The organism is Acidobacteriota bacterium (genome assembly GCA_003225175.1).
GTDB lineage: Bacteria > Acidobacteriota > Terriglobia > Terriglobales > Acidobacteriaceae > Gp1-AA112.
Genome location: QIBA01000028.1, coordinates 50,711 through 75,770, shown reverse-complemented (window position 1 = coordinate 75,770; position 25,060 = coordinate 50,711). Strand labels below are relative to the sequence as shown.

21 protein-coding genes are annotated in these 25,060 nt (G+C 55.1%); 10 read left to right on the top strand and 11 right to left on the bottom strand.

Annotated features, from left to right (window positions below):
- Positions 1–7: 7 nt before the first annotated feature.
- The 6 genes from rimI to DMG62_01345 form a co-directional block, all read right to left on the bottom strand.
- On the bottom strand, positions 8–1,090 hold the full coding sequence (gene rimI / locus DMG62_01370; protein ID PYY24773.1) for a ribosomal-protein-alanine N-acetyltransferase: 1,083 nt from the start codon (positions 1,088–1,090) through the stop codon (positions 8–10).
- A 183-nt stretch (positions 1,091–1,273) separates the two neighbouring features.
- Entirely contained in the window at positions 1,274–1,921 is a 648-nt protein-coding gene (tsaB, locus tag DMG62_01365; protein ID PYY24772.1) for a tRNA (adenosine(37)-N6)-threonylcarbamoyltransferase complex dimerization subunit type 1 TsaB, read from the bottom strand.
- A 1-nt stretch (position 1,922) separates the two neighbouring features.
- On the bottom strand, positions 1,923–2,330 hold the full coding sequence (gene mce, locus DMG62_01360) for a methylmalonyl-CoA epimerase (GenBank protein ID PYY24771.1): 408 nt from the start codon (positions 2,328–2,330) through the stop codon (positions 1,923–1,925).
- Entirely contained in the window at positions 2,323–3,315 is a 993-nt protein-coding gene (locus DMG62_01355) for a methylmalonyl Co-A mutase-associated GTPase MeaB (GenBank protein PYY24843.1), read from the bottom strand. The genes mce and DMG62_01355 overlap by 8 nt, the downstream gene beginning before the upstream one ends.
- Before the next feature lie 154 nt (positions 3,316–3,469).
- Entirely contained in the window at positions 3,470–3,832 is a 363-nt protein-coding gene (locus DMG62_01350; GenBank protein ID PYY24770.1) for a ferredoxin, read from the bottom strand.
- Between the two features lie 198 nt (positions 3,833–4,030).
- The gene (locus DMG62_01345) at positions 4,031–5,518 is read right to left on the bottom strand and encodes a hypothetical protein (protein ID PYY24769.1); all 1,488 of its coding nucleotides are present in this window, start codon (positions 5,516–5,518) and stop codon (positions 4,031–4,033) included.
- Positions 5,519–5,881: 363 nt separating this feature from the next.
- On the opposite strand from DMG62_01345, the gene DMG62_01340 reads away from it, so the two are divergent.
- The 5 genes from DMG62_01340 (at position 5,882) to DMG62_01320 (ending at position 12,033) form a co-directional block, all read left to right on the top strand.
- Entirely contained in the window at positions 5,882–6,811 is a 930-nt protein-coding gene (locus DMG62_01340; protein ID PYY24768.1) for a cation transporter, read from the top strand.
- 117 nt (positions 6,812–6,928) lie between these two features.
- Positions 6,929–8,260, top strand: a complete 1,332-nt coding sequence (locus tag DMG62_01335) for a hypothetical protein (protein PYY24767.1) — start codon at positions 6,929–6,931, stop codon at positions 8,258–8,260.
- Entirely contained in the window at positions 8,257–9,015 is a 759-nt protein-coding gene (locus tag DMG62_01330; protein ID PYY24766.1) for a glycosyl transferase, read from the top strand. The genes DMG62_01335 and DMG62_01330 overlap by 4 nt, the downstream gene beginning before the upstream one ends.
- The gene (locus DMG62_01325; GenBank protein PYY24765.1) at positions 9,012–10,034 is read left to right on the top strand and encodes a gfo/Idh/MocA family oxidoreductase; all 1,023 of its coding nucleotides are present in this window, start codon (positions 9,012–9,014) and stop codon (positions 10,032–10,034) included. Before DMG62_01330 ends, DMG62_01325 begins: the two co-directional genes overlap by 4 nt.
- A 106-nt stretch (positions 10,035–10,140) precedes the next feature.
- Entirely contained in the window at positions 10,141–12,033 is a 1,893-nt protein-coding gene (locus tag DMG62_01320) for a hypothetical protein (GenBank protein PYY24764.1), read from the top strand.
- A 12-nt stretch (positions 12,034–12,045) separates the two neighbouring features.
- On the opposite strand, the gene DMG62_01315 is transcribed toward DMG62_01320, so the two are convergent.
- Both DMG62_01315 and DMG62_01310 read right to left on the bottom strand, forming a co-directional pair.
- On the bottom strand, positions 12,046–12,825 hold the full coding sequence (locus tag DMG62_01315) for a transporter (protein ID PYY24763.1): 780 nt from the start codon (positions 12,823–12,825) through the stop codon (positions 12,046–12,048).
- A gap of 68 nt (positions 12,826–12,893) precedes the next feature.
- Complete coding sequence (locus tag DMG62_01310; GenBank protein PYY24762.1) at positions 12,894–13,361, bottom strand: thioredoxin-dependent thiol peroxidase; 468 nt, start codon at positions 13,359–13,361, stop codon at positions 12,894–12,896.
- 55 nt (positions 13,362–13,416) lie between these two features.
- Between DMG62_01310 and DMG62_01305 the strand changes: the two genes are divergently transcribed.
- The 4 genes from DMG62_01305 (at position 13,417) to DMG62_01290 (ending at position 18,411) form a co-directional block, all read left to right on the top strand.
- The gene (locus tag DMG62_01305; protein PYY24761.1) at positions 13,417–14,577 is read left to right on the top strand and encodes a hypothetical protein; all 1,161 of its coding nucleotides are present in this window, start codon (positions 13,417–13,419) and stop codon (positions 14,575–14,577) included.
- A 230-nt stretch (positions 14,578–14,807) separates the two neighbouring features.
- Positions 14,808–15,695 carry a hypothetical protein gene (locus DMG62_01300; protein ID PYY24842.1) on the top strand — a complete coding sequence of 296 codons (888 nt, stop codon included), beginning with the start codon at positions 14,808–14,810 and terminating at the stop codon, positions 15,693–15,695.
- A gap of 518 nt (positions 15,696–16,213) precedes the next feature.
- The gene (locus DMG62_01295; GenBank protein ID PYY24760.1) at positions 16,214–16,909 is read left to right on the top strand and encodes a ribulose-phosphate 3-epimerase; all 696 of its coding nucleotides are present in this window, start codon (positions 16,214–16,216) and stop codon (positions 16,907–16,909) included.
- Positions 16,910–16,932: 23 nt separating this feature from the next.
- Positions 16,933–18,411: an outer membrane protein assembly factor BamD gene (locus tag DMG62_01290; GenBank protein ID PYY24759.1), complete on the top strand. Its 1,479-nt coding sequence runs from the start codon at positions 16,933–16,935 to the stop codon at positions 18,409–18,411.
- A 111-nt stretch (positions 18,412–18,522) separates the two neighbouring features.
- Here the strand turns inward: DMG62_01290 and DMG62_01285 are convergent, their stop codons facing one another.
- Complete coding sequence (locus tag DMG62_01285; GenBank protein ID PYY24758.1) at positions 18,523–21,486, bottom strand: ribonuclease; 2,964 nt, start codon at positions 21,484–21,486, stop codon at positions 18,523–18,525.
- Here DMG62_01285 and DMG62_01280 point away from each other — a divergent pair.
- Positions 21,485–21,877 carry a hypothetical protein gene (locus tag DMG62_01280; GenBank protein PYY24757.1) on the top strand — a complete coding sequence of 131 codons (393 nt, stop codon included), beginning with the start codon at positions 21,485–21,487 and terminating at the stop codon, positions 21,875–21,877. The two genes, DMG62_01285 and DMG62_01280, sit on opposite strands and share 2 nt — an antisense overlap.
- 78 nt (positions 21,878–21,955) lie before the next feature.
- Here the strand turns inward: DMG62_01280 and DMG62_01275 are convergent, their stop codons facing one another.
- Positions 21,956–23,050 (bottom strand): rod shape-determining protein RodA, encoded by a 1,095-nt coding sequence (locus DMG62_01275; GenBank protein ID PYY24756.1) that lies wholly within the window; start codon positions 23,048–23,050, stop codon positions 21,956–21,958.
- Positions 23,050–25,056 carry a penicillin-binding protein 2 gene (gene mrdA / locus DMG62_01270; protein ID PYY24755.1) on the bottom strand — a complete coding sequence of 669 codons (2,007 nt, stop codon included), beginning with the start codon at positions 25,054–25,056 and terminating at the stop codon, positions 23,050–23,052. The genes DMG62_01275 and mrdA overlap by 1 nt, the downstream gene beginning before the upstream one ends.
- Positions 25,057–25,060 lie beyond the last annotated feature (4 nt).

Sequence of the window (25,060 nt, the reverse complement as noted above, 5' to 3'; positions counted from 1 at the left end):
TGCCGCATTACTGCCGGCCAAGTAAGTACTTGAACAATAAGGCATCTTCCACCCGATCGCGGTAGTAGTCAGGCCGCCGACCTTCCTGAATGAAACCGACCGAAAGCCCTAGCTTCTGTGCAGCCGTGTTCGATATCCGAATCTCCTGGCGGATTTCGGTTGCACCAGCCTTTCGGGCTAGATTGATAAGCGCGGCCATCAGAGCGCGCCCGATTCCGCTCCTGCGCGAATCCGGAGCGACAGCCACATTTTCGAGTTCCCATTCCGGAATTCCAGTATAAACAACCGCGAAGCCGAGAATTTTGGAGTCCTTCTCGGCGATTAGGACCAGACGATCAGGTTGGGCAATAGCCGCCGTGTAGTCGGTTGGCTTCCACTGAGAAGCAGCAGGACAGGCGCGCTGGACTGAAAGGATGAACGGTATTGCGGATGCTTTCGCTGGAATGATCTTTACGGTTTCGAGGGTATCGAAGCGTGTATCGCAAAGCGAGTTAGTTTGGCTCTTGCCGACACGTACAGCGGAACTCTGAACTCCTGTTTGCTTTGTATTCGGCTGTTCCGATTCTGAAGGGGCACAGCATTCGGGGTGCAGAGCCGTGCCGCAGGAACTCGCCCCCCACTCCGGCTTTAGCCGCTGCGGGGGTTCGTCGAGCTCAAAGCCGGAATGAGCGGAAGAGTACGGATACTCTGACGCCACACCACAGAGTTTTCTTCTAATCGGATTCAGATAGATGTACTGAATGTGATTATCGCAATCAACGGCATCCCGAATTCGATGATCGGTGAAACTGTTCTGCCAAATCGGGAATTTCCAATGAAATTTCAATCTCGCTTTTCGAGAAAAGCCCCCTTTTAGATATTGAACTGTTCGTTCGAGAGTTGTTGAAGGCGTAAGCAGAATGTGGAAGTGTTCAGGCATGACGACGAACGCATGCAATTTGAAGATGCCTGTTTGCCGATAGTGATACAGCGTCTCGATAAACAGCCGCGCCCACCGTTCATTCTGGAAGTACATCCGTCGCTGGAACGTTTGTGAACCAACCGAGTAAGTGGTCGGCATGGCTGGGAAAGGTTCGCGAGTGGGTTTCATTAACTGATCTCTCAGGAGACTGAATAGAATCGGGAACAAAGATAAGCTCAAAGGAATCGATTTTGAAGGGGTATGGCTTCGCTTCGCTGAAGCCGTGCCCCTTCAAAGATCCTTGCAGACTGACCTGGCGAACTTGTGCCCCGGAACTAAGGCGAGTGGGTTGTGATTCGGAGTACGAAGCATTTACTTCCTCATCTTTTGCATGTACTCAGCTTCCGACCGGCGAATGTAGTTAGCATCCAGCACGAGGACATCGATTGTTTCTCCACCAAGCAGTTTGGAATATCCAATCCTCGCTGCTACCTCGGTGCTGCAGTAAGTCGCTAATATTGCTTGGTCAAACTTCGCCGCGATGTTCGTCTCGGCAGCCAGCACGCGCAGATTATGCGATCTCGCCAGGGCAAGAGCTTCGTCCAACGACAGCAGCATCTCTTCGCGAGTTCCGTTCCAAACTGCGACGTAGAGCTCACCTCGCCCAGCATCAAGCACGGCCATCGCCCCCATTTCAATGCCTGTCACTTCAAGCAACAACTCCAAAGAAGTCACAGCAGCGATAGGAATTGTTAACGCCTCAGCCAATGCCTTAACGGCCGTGAGCCCCACGCGCAAGCCAGTGAATGAACCGGGGCCCGTGACGGCCACCAACCCTTGAAGCTGCTGGGGAGTTAATTGGTACCGGCGCAAAATATCGGAGATCTGCGGAACGAGTTCTGCCGAAAATGTCCCACCTTGAATCGATGCCGATTCGATGATTTCGACCTGCCCGCCTGCGCCGCGCGCCAGGGTAACCCCGCCTTGCCTTCCCGAAGTATCGAGAGCGAGCAGCAGCATGTCAGACCGCAGAGATGGGATCCTGGCAGAGCTCGAGCAATACGCCTCCACTAGCAGAGGGATGCACGAAGATGTAAAGGTGTCCGCCGGCGCCGATTTTGATTTCGTCCGAGATGAGGCGGACACCTTTGCGTTTCAGGTCTTCGAAGGTTGCCGAGATGTCGTTCACGTGGATGGCGACGTGATGCAATCCCTCACCACGCTTGGCGATGAATTTACTAATTACCGAGTCTTCGGAGGTTCCTTGAAGAAGTTCCAGCCGGCTTTCGCCCGCGGGCACCATCGCTGCGCGTACTTTTTCGTCCTCGATAACTTCCTCGCTAACAACCTTCATGCCAAGCTTCTCGTAAAACTTGCGAGCCTCTGCAATACTCTTCACCGCGATGCCCAGATGATCGACCTTAAACATGCTTTGCTCCAAAGTTCGTGACCAGCTCCTCTACTAAGGAATAAGGATCCCGCTTGTGCTCAGCGATCTCCCGGGCGTATTGATTCAGATGCTCGGGATCGAGCTGCTCGCGGATCATGCGATCGAGCAGCGCTTTGCGCAGCATCTCAACCAAGCGCTCCCGCCAGTTGCTGACCTTTTTGCGCAGCATCAGGTCTTTTCTTTTGAGGTACTGGCGATATGATGCGATCGCCTTCACCAAATCGGGGACGCCGTTCCCGTCGCTGGCGACGGTTTTCACAATCGGAGGCGTCCAATCATCGTGGCGGATGTCAAGCGTCTGCATGGCGCGGATCTCTCGCTCCACGCGCTCCGCGCCTTCACGATCGCTCTTGTTAATCACAAAGATGTCGGCGATCTCCATAATTCCCGCTTTGATTGTCTGAACGTCGTCTCCCATCCCGGGAACAAGAATGACCACGGTGACATCGGCCAGCCGGACGATATCAATTTCGTCCTGGCCTACGCCGACAGTCTCGATAAAGACGATTTCTTTCCCGGCAGCGTCGAGCAGAGTTGCGACATCGGCAGTCGCAGGAGCAAGCCCGCCGAGAAATCCGCGGGTGGCCATGCTGCGGATGTAGATAGCGTTGTCGGCATGATGCGCCTGCATGCGAATGCGGTCGCCGAGAATGGCTCCCCCGGTGTAAGGGCTCGTTGGATCGACAGCAATAATGCCGATGGTTTTTTCCTGCTTTCGGTACTCGCGAGCAAGCTGATCGACCAGCGTGCTCTTGCCCGAACCAGGCGATCCGGTCAACCCGATTACGGTGGCGTTTCCGCTGTACGGAAACAGCGCCTTCATCAACTGCGAAGCCTGTGCCGAATCGTTCTCAATCGCGGTGATCGCGCGCGCGAGCGCGCGAACATCGCCGGAACGAACGTGGCCGACGAAGGTCGTTAGGGATGGTGCGCGTTGGTTCAGAGTTTCAGCAGGAGAGAGCATTGAAGGAACAAACAAGTGTATAAGAGCGCGCTCGGCTAAAGAGTCTCATGAAACCTTGTCCATTCCGAGCCTCTTAGCCTGAGGCCCTTTTGAATACTTTGTAAGGGCGAGTCATGCATTGTGCACTGGCCGAAAGCGACAGCCGAATGCCCTTTTAGCCCGCATCACTTACACCTGAGTATGGAGCTGGTAACCCCAAGGCTCGGCGGTGCTGACGCATGAGCAACTGCTGGTGCGTTCTAATTTCCAAATCGGAACGAGGGAACGCGGTGCACAGAAGGATGAATCCGGCAGCTCGATCCTCACGGAAATAGGCAACTGCGTCGCTTGCATCAAAGTCGCCTGGTTCGAGTAGTCGTCCTGCGCAGGTGAGGCACCGCCCCTGATGACAGATCGAAGGTAGTTCAACTCCTACGGCGTGAGCCGCATCCCAGATGTGCTGATCTTCTCGGACCAGCAATTCGCGAAATGAGCCGTCGGGTAAGTGGAGACTCACGCGATGATGCTCTGAACCCATTTAGATCGAGGCTATCGGATTGATCGTGTGCGCGCAAACTTGCGCTACTTACATGCGCAAAGCACGATTATGTGGTTGGGAGCCGCCGTCCCGACCCCAGCAGCCGTAACATCGCTGTCGAATACCCACCCTCGGCGGGAACCACGTAAACGAAAAGGCGGCCATGGGGGCCGCCTTCTCTGTGTTTCTACATGTAGTCTAGCGAGGATTAGTCGACGCATCCCCGCGTGTCTTGGCGTCGTTTGAGTTCTGGTTTTGCTGGTTTGGGTTGTTCGGATTGTTCTGGTTGCCGGCTGGATTAACGCCCAGGTTGTTCGAGCTTGAGCTGTTCGAGGCCGTGCCTTTGCCGCTCAGCGTGATGCGATCGCGAACACGCCGGTTTCCTGCAAATGAGCTGGCAATGCGTTGTGCCGTCTGTTTTTCCTTGCTGGTTTGAACTGTCCCGCTCAACTCGATGGTGCTGTCAGTCACGTTCACATTGAGGTTGTCGTTGCGCAGAGTAGGTTCATTTTGCAGTGCATTCTGGATTTGATTTTGGAGAGTTGCTGTGTCGTTGACTCCAACTCCAGTTGTGCTGCTGCCAGGCGTACCGGCTGCAGCGCCAGCATTGCTGCTCACGCCAGTATTGGAGCCGATGGTGCTCGAAGTAGTTCCAGACTGAGAGGCACTGGGCGCGCTCGCAGTCGCCGCGCCGGTGACACCACCTGTCGTGCTCGAGCTCGGACTAGTTGATTGCGTCGCAGAAGTAGATGTCTGGCTGGCTACATTGCCTTGGCTCGCAGTATTCGCCTGCGGTGCGCTCGACGGATTCTGTCCGACTGCCGAATTCGTTGAGGCACTCGCTCCAACGCTCCGATTGCTGGGAACTCCCGAGGCGCTGGTGCTCGCGCTGGGGGTTGTGGGCGCTCCACTAGCAGAGCTTGCGCCAGGTGCGGCGGAAGCTGAGCTGCTTTGAGTCGCTGTCATATTTGCTGCTTCGCCTGAGGTCGAGCTAGGAGTTGTCGAACTCGACGAAGGAGTTGTGCTCGAATTGGTCGGCGCAGTCGCAGCGGAACTTTGACCGCTCGGATTGGCAGCACTGCTCTGTCCACTCGAACTCGTCGCAGCACTGGCTGAACTCGGCGCACTCGAAGCGCTCTGGGAGGGGCTGGCGCTCGTTTCAGGAGTAGTGCTGGGCGCGGTAGCTGAACTAGATGTAGAGGTGCTCGGCGGCATGGCAGAGGCGCTACTTTCGCTTGAAGTTGTGCCACTTGAAGTGCCGGCAGTAGTGGGATTGTTATTACCAGTGGTAGAGCCGCCGCCGGCAGTCGCGTTCACGGTCAGGTGTTCGTCCACCTTCTTGATTCCCGCCACGGACTTTGCCATTTCTTTGGCGCGCTTCCTGTCCGCCTTAGACGCAACACTGCCAGTAAGCATGGCTCTGTGGTTCGTAACCGACACCTGAACGTTGGCAAATGCCGGATCCTGGCTGAACTTCGACTGAAGCTGCTGGGTTAGATCGCCGTCGTTGGACGAGCTCTTGGAAGTGACCGCCGTGGTGTCATTTCCGGAGGTCTGACTGGATGTGGCCGCACTCTGGGAACTCGGGATTGTTGACGAGTTCGAGGACGTGTCCTGCGCCAATGTGAACGGCACAATGACAGCCGCCAAAACTAAGACTAGGAAGATACTTGTGTTGTGCTTCATGGGGAAATCTCCTGCATGCCTACTCAGGGTCTGAGTACCTCTTCACCCCTACCCGGATGCTGTTGAACCACAGAGGGTTGGCGGGCTAAGGCAAGGAAGAATTGGAAGCATCGGGGCGATCGCGTCATCGTGGTGATCGGCCGAAGTGCGAACCCAATCTACTACCGACCTCGATACTGTCATTCCGAAGCGCCTGCTTTTCGCGACGAATCTGCTTTCCTGGAGTCGTCCCAGAGAAGCAGATCTTCGCTTTGGCTTCGGGATGTCAGTGAAGGGTAAGTACTCGATGTATGCAGCTTAGCCGGCGTGCCGTTCCCACGTCACCGATGACCCATCACCCGATTCTCGCTACACTATCTGCATATGCACGCGCACGCGCATGGCCCGGCGAGCACCTCGAAGCTCCTGCGCGTGGCCCTGTTCCTCACCTTGGCCTACATTGCTGTAACCGTCGTCGCTGGAATAAAAGCTCATAGTCTGGCACTGCTGTCGGAGGCGGGGCACAACGTGTCGGATTTTCTCGCGCTGCTGCTGTCATGGGTAGCGGTGTACCTCGGGACACGTCCACCAACTGCGACCAAGACCTTTGGCTACCATCGCGCCGGCGTGCTGGCGGCGTTCGTAAATGCCCTCAGCCTGGTAGCAGTGGCGATTTACATCTTTCTCGAAGCCGCTCACCGCATGGTGAATCCCGTAGCTGTGCACGCCCGGACGATGATGATCGTGGCGGCTGCGGGCGTTGTCATGAATGGGCTGATTGCGATCATGTTGCATGGGAGCAGTGACGACGTGAACGTTCGCAGCGCCTTCATTCATATGCTCGGAGATACGCTCTCGACTGCGTCCGTGATTGTGGGCGGCTGGTTCATTCTGTTTACGGGAAAGACATGGATCGACCCGGCACTCTCGTTCGCAATCGGCGCGCTGATTCTCTGGTCCTCATTCGGCATTGTTCGCGAGACGCTCAACATCTTGCTGGAAGGCACCCCGAAAGGCGTGAGCATGGAGCTGCTGGCCGATACGATGAAGCAGGTGAATGGAGTAAGGGATGTTCATGACCTGCACGTTTGGAGCATAGGATCAGAGATGCATGCTCTCTCCTGCCATATTGCGATTGCCGATATTCCGCCATCCGCCAGTGAGGCGATCTTGCGCAGTGTGAAGGAGCGTCTGGCCGTACACTTTCGTATTCATCACACTACGATCCAGTTCGAACACGAGAATTGCGAGACCGCTCACGGCTGCTTGATACCGGTCACCTTGGAAGAAGCTCACCATCGCCACGAGCACTGAGTTATAGTCGCTACAAAAGCCGCAAGGAACAGTTCGATTTCTTACACTCAACAGAAGAACAGTCTGCGGCGGGCTTCCCCGGTTTTCTCTCATTCTCGCTGGCAACGATGGTCCACCATGGTGTGGGTGGGACTCGTCGCTCGCGAGCTTGCGATCTTTATCGGTCACACCTATCGAATTTCCAAACTGGAGGGAAGTTTTGGATTTGGGTGGGAGACAGGCCGCATTGCTCGCTCCGTTGCATTGGGCCAGGGTTTCAGTTCACCGTTCCAGGACGGTACAGGACCCACAGCGTGGTTGGCTCCGATCTATCCGTATCTGCTGGCCGGCGTGTTCAAAGTTTTCGGGATTTATACGGTCAGATCGGCGATCGTGATTCTCTCCATCAATTCCATCTTTTCCGCGCTCACCATTATTCCGGTTTTCTACATCGCACGACGAACATTCGGTCATCGCGCGGCAATGTGGTCGGGATGGCTAGCCGCGCTGTTCCCCTATGCTTGGTACTGGGCAATCAAGTGGGCATGGGAGACGAGCCTCGCCACGTTTTTGTTGGCCTGTCTCTTCTTGTTAGGGTTGCGAATGGCAGGTGTGCAGTGGATGAACTCTACACCGGAGACCTTGTCTGGCCCGACTCAGGCGAGAGCGCCTGCCTTTGCCGTCAAATTTTCCCCGCGAACGCGAACCTCGGAATGGCTGCTGTTCGGAGTGTTATGGGGCCTAATCGCGTTAACGAATCCGGCGCTCCTGTTGTGGCTTCCCTTCTGCGGGGTGTGGCTGCTGATCACACAATTACGGTTCCACGCCGGCAAGAGGGCATTTTGGTCTGCTATTGCTGCGGGATGTGTATTCCTTGTCCTGCTCAGTCCCTGGGTGATTCGAAACTATATCGTCTTCCATCGCTTCATTCCCCTCCGCAGCAACTTTGGCGCTGAGTTGCGCATGGGAAATGGAGACAATGCCGTCGGCCTATGGCGATTCTGGGTGCATCCCAGCAGCAACGTCCTTGAGCGCAGGAAATACCAGGAGATGGGAGAGATCGCTTATGTCCAGGTGAAGAAGCGGGAAGCGTTCGATTTCATTCGGTCTCAGCCACTGCTCTTTGCCAAACTCTGCTTAAAACGCGCGATCTTCTACTGGTATGGCACGCCGCGCGATAGCGGATTTGAAGTGCTCACGTTAGGAAGGAATATCGCATTCTTGCTCTCGTCGATTCTGGCGTTCGCTGCGCTCTGCGCGATGTGGCGCTCTCGACATCCCGCGACATTTTTATTTGGATCTCTGCTCTTTGCCGCGCCCCTCATCTATTACGTTACTTTTCCTCACCCGCGATATCGTGCTCCAATCGAACCAGAGATGTTGGTCCTGATGGTAGGGCTGTTCCTTTATACGCAACCCACAGCAAAGAAACAGACAGCGCACGAAATCGCGACGAACACACCTTCATGAAACTCGTGACTTCCCGACGCTTCGCTGTTGACGTCAACAAAACACTACGGCGGTTATCGATTATTCTTCCGGTCTACAACGAGAGGGCAACCGTGGCCACTACGCTAGAGAGAGTTCTTCAGGCGGCTTCTCCCTTGGAACTTGAACTCGTGATTGTGGACGACTTTTCGCGAGATGGCACGCGTGAGATCCTTCCCGAATTAGTACACCGAGTGCAGGAGACTTTTGGCGCGCAAATCAAACTCGTGCTGCATGATCATAATCAGGGCAAAGGGGCTGCCCTGCGTACAGGGTTTAAGTATGCCTCTGGCGACGTGCTTCTGATTCAGGACGCCGACCTTGAATATGATCCACGCGATTATTCACGGCTGCTGGAGCCCATCCTTGAAGGCTTTGCTGACGTGGTTTTCGGCAATCGCTTCCACGGAGGCTCCCATCGCGTCCTTTATTTCTGGCACTACGTGAGCAATCAAGGTTTGACATTTTTCTGCAACATGCTTACCAACCTGAACCTCACCGACATGGAGGTCGGATACAAAGTCTTTCGCCGCGAGGTGCTTGACGCACTGCAGTTCCGCAGCAACCGTTTTGGTTTCGAACCGGAGTTCACGATCAAAGTCGCCCGTCTGGGCTGCCGCATCTATGAAGTTCCGATCCGCTATCACGGCCGCACTTACGAGGAAGGCAAAAAGATTACGTGGCGCGATGGCGTGGCCGCAGTGTGGCACATCCTGAAGTTCCGGTTCTTTGAATGAGTGCCGCCGTCGTTCGCGTTGCGGTTGTCGGGTGCGGTGCCTTCGGTCGCAACCACGCACGTGTTTACCGGCAACTGCAGCAGGAAAGTGCAGGGATCGATTTCGTTGGAGTTGTGGACAACAATCCCCAGCGGGCCCAAAGCATTGCAGCCGAATTCGGTACACAGTCCATCGCTTCAATCGGTGACCTGCGCGGAAAGATTGAAGCCGCCTCCGTTGCGGTTCCTACCAGTCATCATCTGAGCGTCGCGCGAGAACTCATGCAGAGCGGCGCCGATGTGCTCATCGAAAAACCAGTGGCCTCGACGTTGGCGGAAGCTGATGAACTGATCGATATCGCTTCGAAAACAGGCCGAATCGCACAGGTAGGTCACTTGGAGCGATTCAATCCGGCTGTGATGGCCACTGTCGAACTGGTCACGAAGCCCATGTTCTTCGAAGTGCACCGGCTAAGCGTCTTTACTCCGCGTTCGCTGGACGTTGACGTCATCATGGATCTGATGATCCACGATCTCGACATAGTGCTATCGCTGGTGAAATCGCCTGTTCGCGAGATTCGTGCTGTTGGCCTGCCGGTAATCAGCGACAAAGTAGATATCGCAAATGTGCGAGTCGAATTCCAGAGCGGCTGTGTCGCCAATTTCACTGCAAGCCGCGTGAGCACTGAGAAGGTCCGTAAGCTTCGCTTTTTCCAGCCCCACGAGTACATCTCGATTGATTACGGACGGCAGGACGTGATCAGCATTCGTGTAGATGAGAAGGCTGCGGCTGCATTGCTGCGAGGTGAAGTATCTCCAACCCGCATCGGACCAGCTCCGGGAATCGCTATCAACAAACCGAAGGTGGAAGCAGGAGAACCGCTGCGAACCGAGATCGGGGCATTTCTCAGCGCTGTGCGCAGCCGGAGCGTCCCTCAGATTTCTCTCAATGAGGGCCGTGCGGCATTGGCCTTAGCCTTGCAAATCAACGAGGCGATCGTGAAGCATCATCAGAGGGCAGATCTTGGCGGGATCTCCTGAATTGCACACAGCCTGCAAAAGTTGCAGTATACCCGGCGTGAAACATTAATTTAGTACGAATCACCACGGACCATTGGATTTACAAAGTCCAAAAGCCCGCATATAGTTGGGGAGCAAAATCGACAATTTTGCTAGTTCCTCGGCGCTTTTCCCTGCGCCAAAGGTAGCGGTACTCGTGGAATCCTCTGCTGTGGCGACTGAAAAAGCCAAATTAGAGCGCCAGGATATTCTCGATTCTCTGGCTGGAGTGGTCACATCTTTCTCCACTTTTCCAAATGACGAAATCCTCCAGCGTATTCCTGAGTTTCTCGTATCGGAGTTCCAGGGCGAACGTGGCGAACTGTGGCTCTGGGACGAGACCTCGAACTCGCTGTATCTCGTGCATTCCGCCGGCAAGGCTGCTCAGCGACGGCTTGATTATGTGCCGTCCGGAGAGGGTGCGCTCGGTAAGGTCGCTGAGGCGCGCAGAGCGATCGAGAACGCTAACCTCGCCTCGTTCAGCGCAGAAGATCAGGAATTTGCGCGAACAAATGGCTTTCATTACATCTCCTGCTACCCCTTACTCGCTGGTGGCAGCACGCTGCTGGGAGCGCTTGCCGTTTATACGGAAGCAAGCGCCTCTCCGGCGCTACTTTCGTTGTGGCGGACTTACTTGGAGATGTGCAATATCAAAGTCCCCGACGTATTCGCGGCACAACAGCAGCAGAAGCAGATCACACAGCTCTCACTGTTATTTGAAGCAACCCGCCTCCTTAACTCGACGCTCGATCTCGCTGAACTGCTTGAATTAATCCTCAAGATTGCGCGGCAGGAAGTGAAGGCCGATCGCGGCAGTGTCTTTCTGGTTGACGCCAAACAGAAAGAGCTGTGGTCGATTGTGGCTTTCGGTCTTGATCACCAGGAGATTCGCATGCCATGGGGCAAAGGTATTGCCGGGCATGTTGCCGAAACGGCAGAGACGGTTAATGTAGAGGACGCCTACGCGCATCCAGCATTTGAGCCAAGCTTCGATCAGCGCTTTAATTATCGGACGCGTTCTCTTCTGGGAATGCCAATTCGACACTACACGGGCGAGGTAGTCGGAGTTATCCAGCTCCTTAATAAGACAACCGGGAATCACTTCACAGCCGAAGATGAAGATTTTCTCTCCAAGCTCTCGGGCCATATGGCCATGGCGCTGGAGAATGCGCGCCTTCACCGCGAGTCTCTCGAGAAGCAGCGCATGGAAAAGGAGCTGGCGCTGGCGCGCGGTATTCAGCGGAGCCTGTTACCGGACCAACCCCCAGTCGTTCCGGGCTTTGACTTAGCGGTGGCGAACGAGCCTTGCTTCGAGTGCGGCGGAGACTATTACGACTTCCTTCATCTCGGTCCGCAGTCGCTCTTGCTGGTGGTTGCCGACGTTGAAGGCAAGGGCGTTTCTTCGGCACTGGTGATGTCGAACTTGCAGGCGACTCTGCGGGCGCTGGTGATGCATCTGCATTCGTTGGAAGTCCTGGCTTTGTCGTTGAACGAGATGATCTACAACGACACCAAGTCAGAGAAGTACCTGAGCTGCTTCCTTGGCCTGGTGGACACGCGGCGCAATGGGCTTCATTACATCAATGCCGGCCATGTGCCCCCGATTCTTGTGGACGGGGAGACGGGGACCTGCACGCTTCTGGAAGACGGCGGGACAGTAATCGGTCTATTCCCAAAAACGGATTACACTCGCGGCACTGCACAACTAAAGGCAGGCGACATCCTAGTCTGCTGCACAGATGGGATTCTGGAGGCTTGCAACCAGAATGACGAAGAGTTCGGATCGGAGAAGCTGGCCGCTTCTGTGTTAAAGAATCGCGGTAACACTGCTCAGGGAATCGTCGAGGCCGTGCTGACGGAAGTAAATCAGTGGTGCCACGGCATCCAGGCTGACGACAAAGTGCTGATGGTGATGAAGGTCAACAGCGATGGAACCATCACTCGCAGCGACAGTCCGCTTCCCAAACCCGAACTGAGATAACTGGCCTTACTGCTACTTGCTTCCCACAGCCGCCACTGACTCGGCTTTTAATGGCGTGGCGATCTCCGTCTCTCCCGGCTTTTCCTTTGAGAAAGGATTAAAGTCCGTGTGTGTGTCGTACACGTCCACACCTTCAGTCCGCTTAAGAAAGTTAACAACCAAGTACGTCAACGGTGTCGCCAGAACCTCATAGAGCACTTTGCCAAGATATCCTGAGCCGATCAGGTTCAAGATCAATTTCGGATTCAGAGTGCCGCCGAATGCGAGAAACATGACGATAGTGGTGTCCACAGCTTGCCCCACCACCGTAGATCCCACAGTTCGCGTCCACAGCCAGCGTCCTTCTGTGAGCAGCTTCATTCGTGCCAGCGTGTAGGAGTTCGCGAACTCACCGCACCAGAAAGCGATTAGGCTTGCTGCCACCATCCGCGGAACGAAGTTGAAGATGATTTCGAAGGCATGCTGGTTTGGCCAATCCGGCGCTGGCGGGATGTGAACAGTAACGAAGCCCATGAAAGCCATGAGTCCAGAAGCAAAAAAGCCGATCCAGATTGCGCGCCTCGAACCCGAGTATCCATAGACTTCGGTGAAGACATCCCCAAAGATGTAAGTGATTGGGAAAAGCAGCTGTGCGCCAGAGATCCGGAACGGTCCAATCGCGCAGATCTTCGACCCGACGAGGTTGGAGATCAGCAGCACTACGACGAAGATGTGTACCAGTATGTCGTAATACCGAAAGTTGCCTAGACTCTGGTGCTTGTGCGTGAGCCGCTGGAGCAGGGCCTGGGACATGGAGGCGTGTCTCCATTGTACTGGTAGAGATGCAGCATGCTGCTGCTCTACCATGCTGCTTCTCGGATCTACAACTTCGAGTGCTCCTTCATCGCGGCCAGCACCTCTTCCGCGTGTCCCTCAGGCTTGACCTTAGGGAAGATTTTTGCCACTCGACCCTCTTTGTCGATCAGAAACGAGGTGCGTTCGATTCCGGTCGTCGTCCTGCCATACATATTTTTTTCTTTGAGGACTCCGAATGCTTCGCAGAGCTTCTTGTCTTCGTCGCCCAACATGGAGTAGGGAAGGCTATATTTGTCTTTGAACTTCTTGAGGGCTTTGGGTGAGTCTTTGGAGATGCCCAGCACGACCGCGCCGGCGCGTTGCAGCTTCTCGAATTGATCGCGGAAGCCACAGGCCTCAATGGTTCAGCCCGGTGTGTCAGCTTTTGGAAAGAAAAAGAGGACAACCGGCTTGCCGCGAAGATTTTTCAGGCTCACCGGCTCGCCATTTTCATTTGGGCCACTGATGTCAGGTACCTTATCGCCAATTTCCATGAAGGATTTTTCCTCGCAAAGTTTATTTGCTCATTTATATAGCAGCCGACGATTCATGGTGGGAGCCGCACTCGTCGCCGCGCTGGCGATCAATCCGCTCTCGATACGCGCCCAGCGCAAAAAGAACAGCGGGCCACGAGCACTTGCAGTCGTGACCTGGAACGGAGATAGTTCGACTCCGGAGTCCAGCACCTCTGTACTTACGCCGGTTGCAATTCTCGTGGAAGGCCGATTCTACGATGCCGAACTCTATCAGGCCCAACCCGAGCCGTTGGCAGTTGATGCGGGTGTGATCTACGACATCCTCAAGAATGGAGATCCGGTCGGCACCTTCACTGTCGGCGGAGCACGACAGGATAAAGGAATTTGGTACGGACTTGGTCATTTCGATGCCAAAAAAGAGAAGCAAACTCAGGTCGCGAAGAGCGCCCCGCTGGCTCCTTCAGCTACGACGGAAACGGACGATGATCGACCAAAATTGCGCCGTGGTCCGGCGCCTCCACCTGCGCCGAAAGAGCAAACAGACGCGGTTCTGAACAACATAGATCGCGATCCGGAAAGACCAACTCTGCGACGTCAGACAGCGGAAGAGAGAAAAGCGAAGTCAGCAGCAACGCCTGCGAAAGAATTTGTTCCCCCAGCAATGCATATGGCCGTGGCGGTCTCTGATGCTGGAGGACCTGAAGCGCGTCCATTCGTTTTTCGAGCCAAGCCTGGAGAAACGGATCAATTGCGGGCTGCCATGGAAAAGTTGGCCAGAGCTGAGCTCGACAAACAACGGAAAGCTTCCAAATCTCCCGAGACTAAAGTGGCGACTGGCAGGAGGCCGCGGTCCGCGCCCCAAGCTTCGTCGCCACCTCTGGCGTTACAAGACGCGAAGTTCGGTGTCTTCGACATCAATGGCAACAATGCTCCCATTCTTGCTTACTCTGCAGCGGCAATGGTTGACGGGATAAAGAAGTACATCACGGTTGCCGCATGGGAGGAAATTGATGAGAGCCTGCGCAAGATATTCACGCAAGTCACTGATGATCACCATCTCGACGTCTATCCCCGACTCGAAATCATCGACGCCATCGATGCTCGGGGAAACGGCCGTGGCGAACTTTTATTTCGCGCGTTCGGCGATCAGGGAAACCGATTCGTCCTCTACCATCCTGGTCCGGACAGCCTGGAATTACTCTTCGACAGCGCCTCTGCGCAGAGCGAACGGTAGTTCCCTCAGGCTGCAGTTCCATAAACAGTCGCTCTAAACTGGTTACTCAATATTCGGCGCTTGCAATTGAGCCCAATTACTTACTTCTTATGAGTCCACGTGTAGTCTTGTGACCCATGCACAAAACTGTCCCTGGCCTGAAGCCAGCGCTCGCCCTCTGTTTCTCTGTAACCTGCGCCCTCTCAGCCTTTGCCCAACATTCCCCATTTGAACCTGGCGCTCGCACCCTCGTGGACGCCCACAACTGCTATCCATATTTCGAGTGGTGGACCGATCGCATCGATCGTGCACTATCGGCGGGGGTACCGCTTGCCATCGAGCAAGATCCGCTCTGGTACACCGATCGGCGGACTGGTCGCTCGTGGTCAGTCGTTGCTCATGGCCCTCCAGTCTCAGGCCACGAGCCCACATTGGAGCAGTACTTCTTCGAACGCATTCGCCCTGTGATCGAAGATGTCCTTCGCCATGGTAATCAGGGTGACTGGCCGGTGATCACACTCAATCTCGATTTCAAAACTGAGGAGCCAGAGCATCTGAGAGCAGTCTGGAATCTACTGGACAAATATCGGAATTGGCTGACTACGGCGACGAAGTCCTCTGACGAACGAAAAGTTGAATCGCTCGATGTGAAACCACTGCTGGTGCTCACAGGCGAGTCCGACAAGCAGGCGACGGTTTTCTACCGCGACGTGCCCGTTGGTCAGCGATTGCTGGTCTTCGGCGCGGTTCACACAAATACTAGTGATCCGATGGCTGCGCCTGAGATCCTGGAGCCTGGAGCCGCATCGAACTATCGCCGATGGTGGAACAATAGTTGGGCGGTCGTGGAGCGCGGAGGGCAAGCACAGGCGGGAGACTGGACGCGCGAGGATGAACTGCGCTTGCGCAGTTTGGTCGAACACGCGCATGCGAGCGGACTCTGGATTCGTTTTTACACACTCGATGGAGCCAGCAACGAGGAACTAAGCTGCCACGGCTGGTTCCGCAGCTACAATTTCGGTTCCTTGTCAGCGGCGCAAGAGCGTTGGCGAGCGGCGAAGAAGGCGGGAGTGGATTTCATCGCCAGCGACCAATATGAAGCGCTCCAGAGATTGCTGAAAACACCGTCGGAACCATAAGTCGTGCAAACCTCAAGACTGCTGGCATACAGCAACTCGGCTAGTTTTGAGGGAAATGACTAGCGACCCTCGAATTAGAGTGATCCCCAAGCGACCATGCGCAGCAGTCTATGGCCTCAAGGACCAGCTGACCACGTTACCCCAGAGGACATGCGCCTGGTTTTGCGCGATATCCCCGGCTAATACGGCTTAGTCCTAAAAATCGGCATTTCGTACCAAGGAGCTGCGGTACGGAATCATTTCATTTCCCGAAATTCGTCTGGTTCTGCATGGCATTAAAGATTCAAGCGACCTTCGCCGCCTGTCTTACCGTCGAAAAGTCGAAGCCGCAGCAGATAGCCTGCTCCCAGGAAAGGCAAGGCTAGCTCGATATCGGTAATTGAGTCGCAAACCTCGCTGCGGCATAAGGTTGAAACCCTAATTCCGCGACTTCCTTTAAGCGACCCGAATTTCCCCGGGTTTTGTCTGCCTATCTTGCTAAAATTGTGAGAGTCTCGTGACATTGGGAAGCGCCTATTCTGATCGAACTCGCACCTTCGATTTTGTCGGCCGATTTTGCCCATTTGGCCGACAACGTTTTGGCCTCCATCAAGGGCGGCGCGACTATCGTTCATCTCGATGTGATGGATGGGCATTTTGTGCCCAACCTCACCATCGGTCCTCCCATTTTGAAGTGGCTGCGACCGGTGACCGATGTGGTCTTTGACGTTCACCTGATGATCGAGAACGCGGACAATTTTATTCCCGAGTTTGCCGAGGCTGGCGCGAACTGGATATCTGTTCACCAGGAGGCCTGCGTTCACCTGAACCGGACCTTGGATTTGATTCGTCAGCACGGGTGCAAACCTGGTGTTGTGATTAATCCTGCGACTCCGGTCGAGACACTCTCGGAAGTGCTCGATATGGTGAACCTCGTTCTGGTGATGTCGGTAAATCCCGGATTCGGAGGACAGAAGTTCATTCCCGGCGCGCTGCACAAGATCGCAAAACTGGCGAGAATTCGGCGGGAGCGCGGACTGAATTTCCGCATCGAGGTTGACGGTGGCGTAAGTCTGGAAACAGTGGGTGATGTAGTGAGAGCCGGTGCGGAACTGCTGGTTGCCGGCAGCGCCGTCTTTGATGGGCACGACATCGCTGCCAATGCGCGCAATCTATTAAAAGCAGCGCAGACCGCAGTGCAGGAAAAGAAACAACCTGAAGTAATAAGAGCTTAGAAAGCTGTCTGGACAAGGAATTCATGATTCGTCGCATAACGAAATTCATCGTCGGTTTGATTTTTGTAGTACTGGTAGCAGGCTGCCACCACAATAAGGTCAACAACCCAATCGCGAATGTCGACTCCAAACAGCCGGACAAAGTGTTGTTCGATCGTGCGATGGACGCGATGAAAAAGGGTAAGTACGATGTCGCCCGCATCACCCTGCAAACGCTGATCAATACCTATCCCGATTCGGAATTCATTGCCCGCGCAAAGCTTGCGGTTGGCGACTCATGGTATGCCGAGGGCACGACCGCCTCGTATCAGCAGGCGGAGGTCGAATACAAGGACTTCATCACCTTCTTCCCGCAACTGCCGGAAGCTGCTGAGGCGCAGCTGAAGATCGCCAACATGCACTACAAGCAGATGGAGAAGCCCGACCGCGATTACACGCACGCGATGCGCGCGGAGGACGAATACCGCCAGCTTATGCAGCAGTTTCCCGACAGCAAACTGGTGGCCGAGGCCAAGCAACGTTTGCGCGAGGTGCAGGAGGTGCTGGCAGAAAGGCAATATCGTATCGGACGGTTTTACTTCCTGCGCGAATCTTATCCGGCGGCGGTTGCGCGGCTGAAAAGCCTGGCGGACACTTACCCGCTGTACAGCGAGGCTGACGATGCTCTCATGATGCTCGGCCGCTCGTACGAGGCGGAGGCGGCAATGCTAAGAGCGAGTAAGCTGCCCGAAGCTCCGAAAGTACGCTTAATCAAGCAATACGACGCGGATGCGGCGAAAGCGTACTCCCGGATTATTGAACGATACCCTACGAGCGATCGGGCCGATGAGGCCAAGTCGCGCTTGAAGGAATTAGGACTGCCCGTTCCTACTCCAACGCCCGAAGCCATTGCCCAATACAAGGCGGAGGAACAGAGCCGGTCCGAACTGGGACGCTTCCGCACTATGATGTCGACCTTTCACAAGGCTCCCGATGACCTTGCCCGCGCTGCCAAAGTTGGTGAACCAACACTCATCGAACCCCAGCAAACGAGTGCGCCGCAACTCATTCATGAGGCTAACAATGCCGCTCTTGGCATTAATGACTCTAGTCGCAATGGCACACTTACTCTAGAGAAGACAACAGGTTCCGATGCCACAAAGAGCGATCCGATCCCGCGTTCACAGGCAGCTCCCAGCGCCAACCAGGAATCTACGGCTCCAGCACCTTCGACAAACAGTGGGAGTGGCTCCGATACGGGAATTGGCGAACTGACGCCAAACGCAGCCGGAGGAGCCCAGGCTGGTGAGGATCCTTCTTCAAGCAAGACAAGCGAGGGCGCTTCGGCTTCCAATTCGAATGCTGCAAACGGAGCTACACCGCCCCAGGCACCAGCTCAAGTGAACGAAATTCAGAATGGATCGTCGAGTGAGGCGGCCTCAAGCTCGGGTTCCAAGGATCAGGGAAGTTCTTCGAGCAAGAAAAAAAAGAAGACTGGGTTGAAGAAAGTGGTTCCTTTCTAGACCCATCGTGGGGTAATTCGAAGATCTTATTCCTGCGCGACTCGCGCGAGGAATAAGGATGATTGCAGAAATCCAAGCTTCTGTCCGTGGTCGCTGAACTGGAACGAAGCCCTAGTTGATATCAAACTGTTCCTGGTGCAGCAGAGGATCGCTCTTTACGATGATCGTCTTGCCGGCCAGCTCTTCCATCTCCTGCAGCCAGCGCGCGTTGTTAGCTTTGAGAGCCTTCACGACCTCCGGATTGACGCGCAACATTACGTCGTGCCGCTCCATCTGGTGCGCCATCTTGCGCATCTCGACGTAGATCTCATTGCAGACCGTCTGCACGCTCTTGATCATGCCGGTGCCGCTGCAATAAGAGCATGCTGTTGACAGCGTACGCTCCAGAGATTGCTTTACGCGCTTGCGGGTAATTGCGACGAGTCCGAAGTCGTTGAACTGCAACACCTTCGAAGGCGCGCGATCGCTCTTCAATGCTTCCTCCAGAGCCTGCATGACTTTTTGGCGGTTCTTGCGCTCGTCCATATCGATGAAGTCAATGACGATGATGCCGCCAAGGTCGCGCAGGCGTATTTGCCGGACGATCTCTTTGATGGCATCGATGTTCGTCTTTACGATCGTGTCCTCAAGACGCATCGTCTTCCCGACGTACTTACCGGTATTGATATCGATGGCCACGAGCGCTTCGGTTTGATTGATCACTATGTATCCACCACTCTTCAACCAGACTTTTGATTTCAGGGCATTGTTGATCTCGTCCTGAATCCCGAATTGCTCGAACAGCGGTGTGTCCTTGGTATAGAGCTTGGCGCGTCGCACCATCGCTGGCTGGAAGCGACCGAGGAAGCGCACGATGCGCTCGTACTCCTGCTCGCTGTCTGCCCAAATACTCGTGAAGTTGCTTGTGACCTGATCACGAAGAATGCGCTCGACGAGATTGAGATCGTGATAGATGAGAGCTGGAGCCTTGCTGTTCTCCGATCGTGATTTAATGTCGTTCCACAGGTTGATCAGAAAACGCAGATCGGAACGGAGATCCTCTTCGTTTGCTCCGGCTGCGGCAGTACGGACAATGAAGCCGCCGTGTGCGCTTCCTTTTTCGCTGATAAGAATGCGCTTCAGCCGCTGGCGCTCGTCGTCTGACCCGATCTTCCGCGAGACGCCGACGTGATTCACAGTCGGCATGTAGACCAGGAATCGCCCCGGCAGGGCGATGTGGCTGGTAATGCGCGCGCCTTTTTTTGCCATGGGCTCTTTTGCGATCTGGACCAGAATCTCCTGGCCTTCCTTAAGCAGATCGCTGATGGTCGGCTGAGACTCGCGCTGGATATTGCGACGACCACGCATCGGGCGTCCACGGCGTCCACGACGGAAACGATCCTGCTGGCTGCGCTCGGGGCGCTCAACTCGCTGTTGAAACGAGGCAGTATTCGCCGGCGCTCTCAGTTCGGCGCGGCCTTCTGCTGTCGGATCCTCGCTTTCGCTGTCCTCGCTTGCTTGCTCATCAGCAGACTGGTAATTCGCATCTTCCGAGTCGGCAACTTCTGCCTGCTCAGAAAGATCGTGACCTTGGTCTTCCGGCGTGAAGCTTGCGACCTCTTCTCCCCCAGGATGATCTTCCGCATCTGCTGGCTCACCTTCGCCGAGCCCGAGGCGCTGATTTGCGTGCGCCTCGCGCACCGCTTCGACGAGTTGTTCGGCGTTCTCAGCGTCGAGCGTCTCCTCTTCGAGATCCTCGTAGATTTCTTCATCCAGGTGCTCGCCGAATGGTGTTGGGTCACTCTCCTCTTCGTCGATTACTTCTTCCTCGAGCACGCCAGCACCAAACTCATGGGCAACCTGCGTAGTTTCCTGTGCGTGGCCACCCGCTCCTTCTGCCTGCGCCTCAGGCTCGACAACGGAAGTCGTGTGCTCCTGTGGCTCCAAGTTGCCGAAGACGTGCTCAATTCGTTCCTCAACATCGCTTTGTTCGGCAGAGGAGTAAGAAACGTTCCCACCGGATTGTTCCCTATATGAAACTTCGGTTTTTTCAGGATCGGTCCCTATGGCCGCGGATGCTATTTCAGATGGTGCCTGTGATGATGTGTTCGCTGTTACTTCATCTTTGCTGCGATACTTGGCCAGCGATTCACCGGGAAGGGCCAACACTGGGGGTCCTGACGGCGCTGGTTGTGGTGTGGAGGATTCCCGTTCGAACCTGCGGTTCGGACGTTCCCAGCGAGATTGACCCTTGGCGTAAGAGCCTTCCCGGCTGGGATATGACTCTCGAGGACTCTGCTCACGTGCCCCTTCCGGCTCCGACACCCGATTGCGATATTTGGAAATCGATTCCCCCGGCAAGACCTGTAACGACGCCATGTTCTGAGCAGGTGCAGCAAGATTTTTCTCCATGGGCGTCTGGCTTTGTGCGGCAGGTTCTGGAGATTCACTGCTTTGCCGTTCGCCGGAAGCAGGAATTTGTTCCGTCTCTTCGGCTCTTTCGACTTGGCGATACTTGGACAGCGATTCGCCTGGCAGAACAGTCGCTTCCTGCTCCGCGCCTTTGGATGCTACTTGAGCTTCCTCGCCCGAAAGAGTTTGCTGAGCCGTGGTTTGCGACGCAGGGTGCTCCTGATATCCACCCCGGCCACGACGGCGGCCGCGGCGTCCCCGCCACCGCCGCGGACCGGGTTCGAACTGCTCAGCATCTCCTGCTGTGTGATCGGCCCCGTTTGTATGCGATTGCGCGGGCTCGGCAGTGTTGCCCTCGACCGACTCCGATTGTTGGCCTTGAGGACGCGCTGACTCCGGCTGCGCCTCTGAATGCGCGCGATTTACGACCTGCTCAAACTCTTCCTGATCTTCCTGTTCCTCGAGGAAGTCAGTAACGTAAAGGAAAGCGTCGCGCTCCAGTCCGATATCGACGAATGCAGACTGCATTCCGGGCAGCACTCGTGTGACGCGGCCTTTGTAGATAGAACCTGCGAGCGTGTATTCGTTTTCACGCTCAAAATAGATTTCGTTAAGTTGCTCGTCTTCCACCACCGCAACTTTGGTTTCGTGCGGGGTGGTTGAAATGAAAAGCTCTTTTGCCATGCTTGCTCCGATGGAGGCAAGCGAGCAACTAGCTAGGAGGTCACAAGGCCTCTGCGGGGAGGAGTATGAGCGCTGCGATGCATTGAAGATCTTGTGGAATAACGAGGTAGGCGCGGGATTCGAAGTCCTGCAGACTTTCGATTCTTCGAATTCTGGAACCTATCGCGATCATGCTCGCGGCCTAGCTGCAAGGACTTGTGGCCACTGTACCGAATCCGCATTTGCGAATCTGGCCGGGCCGTTACCCTGTCCTTCTACAGCAGTGAAGCTCTTGAATCCTCTCCGGCTTGTTTCTCGATTGCCGGTGCCCTCAGCTTTGTGGAGGGCTGAACGTAATATCGTTGACGTCCCGCTGGACGCTAACCCCAGACAGCTCCGGCTGTCCGGGTAAATCAGAAAACTTGATGGTCCGCAGCAGCGGACGTTGCTCGAGGGCTTACCCGGATGCTGAACTTCATTGCCTATCCGTCTAGTTCACGAACCTGCGCATTCGAATGTTATTCACGATGCCCAGGGCCAAAAACGTGAACAAGACTGACGATCCGCCATAGCTCATCAACGGTAATGGAATGCCCGTAACAGGCATAAAGCCAACCACCATGCCCACGTTGACAAGGATATGAAAGACCAGAACCGCTACTACACCCATAATTATCAGAGTTCCGGCCCGGTCAGGTGCGGTTTGTGCGTTTTGAATCAAACGCATCAACACGATGAAGTATAGCAGCAGGACGATCAAAGCGCCTACAAAGCCATGCTCCTCGGCAAAAGCCGCAAAAATGAAGTCGGTATAGGGAATGGGAATAAACGCGCCTTGCGTTTGAGTACCTTTGAGCGCGCCTTTACCTGTTAATCCGCCGGAACCGACGGCAATCAGCGACTGCTGAATCTGATATCCGGAGCCGAGAGGGTCAGCGGCAGGCTCACTGAAACTGGTTAACCGAGCTTTCTGGTACGGTTTAAGCCCCCAACGCCACACGGGATAGATCATTACCGAACCGAGCAACAGGATACCCACCGCGTGCTTGAGCTTGATGCCTCCAAGAAACAGTGCGCAGATCAGGACCGGCACGTAGGTTAGCGCGGTGCCGAGGTCCGGCTGCTTGAGCACCAACGCCATGGGAATTCCGGCGATCAGGAAAGACTTGATGATGTCGCGTAGCGTGACGTCGCGTCCTTCAAGATCCGAAAAGTACTTGGCTAGCGCCAAAATGAGCACAATCTTGATCCATTCCGAGGGCTGGAAGTGCTGACCTCCGGGCAGCTTAATCCAACGCTTGGCTCCGAGTACGCGAGTACCCACCACCGCTACGGTCACGAGGGACAGAATTGAGGCAATGTAGAACCACTGAACGTTCTCGAGCAGCGCCTGATAGTTCACCACGCTCACCAGGAACATGAGCACTAGTCCGGCGATGATCCAGTAGATCTGCTTTTGTTGGAAACCAATGAATTTGGTCTGCCGGGTGGCGCTATAGATTTCCAGTACACCAATGCCGCAGATGATCAGCACAAAGCCGAGCAGCACCCAATCAAAATCGCGAAAAGAGATAAAGCGACGCATTAGTGAATACCAGTCGCAAGCTCCGCGCGAGTAGAGGCGCAGCACACCGCTTTTTTTTCGGATTGGAAAGAAGAGGTCACCGTCGGCAATTCCATCGTGCCTGCCTGCAATCCTTCAGTCTCTCCCTTGGCGCCGTCGCTCCAGATACCCGTAAGCTCGATGGGATGGCCATCCTTATCAACTGCAGCGTAATTATTGTCATGCCGCACGCGACGCTGTTTATCCACAAATGCTTTAATGATCGGAGCCACAAGGCGCGCGGCTAATCTACCGTGCTCTCCGCCTTCAAACAAAATTGCCACCACGACGTCAGGATTGCGCCGCGGAGTCACGCCAACGAACCAGCCGTTCTGTTTGAACTGATCTGCTTTGAGGCCAAGTGCTTTCCTTTTGGCCAGGCTGATCACTTGCGCGCTGCCCGTCTTTCCAGCAAAATCGATACCGGGAAGGTGCGCGCTAGGCGCCGATCCGCCTACATCGACTACACGGGCCATGGCGTTGGTGATTGTCATCCAGTTCTGCGGATCGAAATCGATCTTCTTTACTTCGCGACCGCGATTTGCAACTTCAAGGTACTGTTTTGGGAGCTCATCCGGAAATGCCACATGAGGACGAACCAAGCGGCCTCCGCTGGTGATGGCTCCGAGCGCGCGTGCCAGCTGAATCGGAGTAGTGGTGAGAGCACCCTGGCCGATACCAACCGAAATCACTTCCCCTGCAAACCATTTCTGTTTGAAGACTTTCGCCTTCCACTCTTCGGAAGGCACAATGCCGCTTGCTTCCTGGGTTAAATCAACACCCGTTTTCTGACCTAGGCCAAATTCGTGAGCATATTTCGCGATCTTTTCAATCCCGAGCTTTTGCGCCAGTGTGTAGAAGAAGACGTCGCAGGATTGATAAATCGCCTTGGTAAAATCGACAGCACCGTGTCCAGTTGTTACCCAACACCCGTAGCGGTGACCGTAGAAGACCGCTCCGCCACTACAGTGCACGGTCATATTCTGGGCGATGCCTTCCTGAGATCCAGCCACCGACATGATGATCTTGAACACCGATCCCGGCGCCAGCTGAGCCTGAATGGCTTTGTTGAAGAGCGGCTTGGCGGGATCACTTACTAACGCGTTCCATTCTTTGCTGCTGATGCGAACCGAAAACGCGTTCGGATCGAATGTTGGCCGGCTCACCATCGCCAGTATTTCGCCGGTATGCGGATCCATGGCGACCACAGCGCCATTATGCCCATCGAGAGCCTGCTCAGCGGCCATCTGAATGTCGAGGTCGATTGTCAATTTGAGTGGCTGGCCGGGGGTCGCGGGCTCCGTAGTGAGCGGACCAAGTTCCTTACCATGGCTGTTTACCAGCGTACGGCGTGATCCATCCTTGCCGATGAGGATCTCGTTATAAAACTGCTCAACACCGCTCTTACCGACTACAGCTCCGGGTTGATAAGTCTCAAATTGGGGCGAATTCAAATCCTCATCGCTCACTTCGCCCACATACCCGATCAGGTGTGCCAGGAAACCGTTTTTTGGATAAAGACGGCGCTGCATCATGATCGTGTCCAGCTCGGGCAGCTCATCTCGATGTGCTTCGATGAAGGCTTGCTCGTCCGGCGTGATGTCGTCCTTCAATAGCAGCGGAGTGTTTTGCGGGCTTGCTGTCCGTCGCATGCGTTCGCGAATCTCTTCTGGCGTCATGTGCAGGCCGGTGGCGATCTTGGCGAGATTCGCAGAAGGATCTTTGGGCAATTGCTCGCGAATCAGCAGCGCGGAAACGGAGGGATAATTGTCGACAAGGATCCGGCCTTCGCGATCATAAATCTTGCCTCGAGGGGCCAGAATGGGAACCTTGCGGGTACGATTCTGCTCTGCAAGGCTGCTGTATCTCTCGCTGCCCCGTACTTGCAGGTTCCAGAGACGAACTACGAGAATCGCGACCACGAGCAGAATCACATACTGGACAGAAGCCAGTTTGATTTGCGGAATCTTGTCTTCGCGATCGTACATTCAC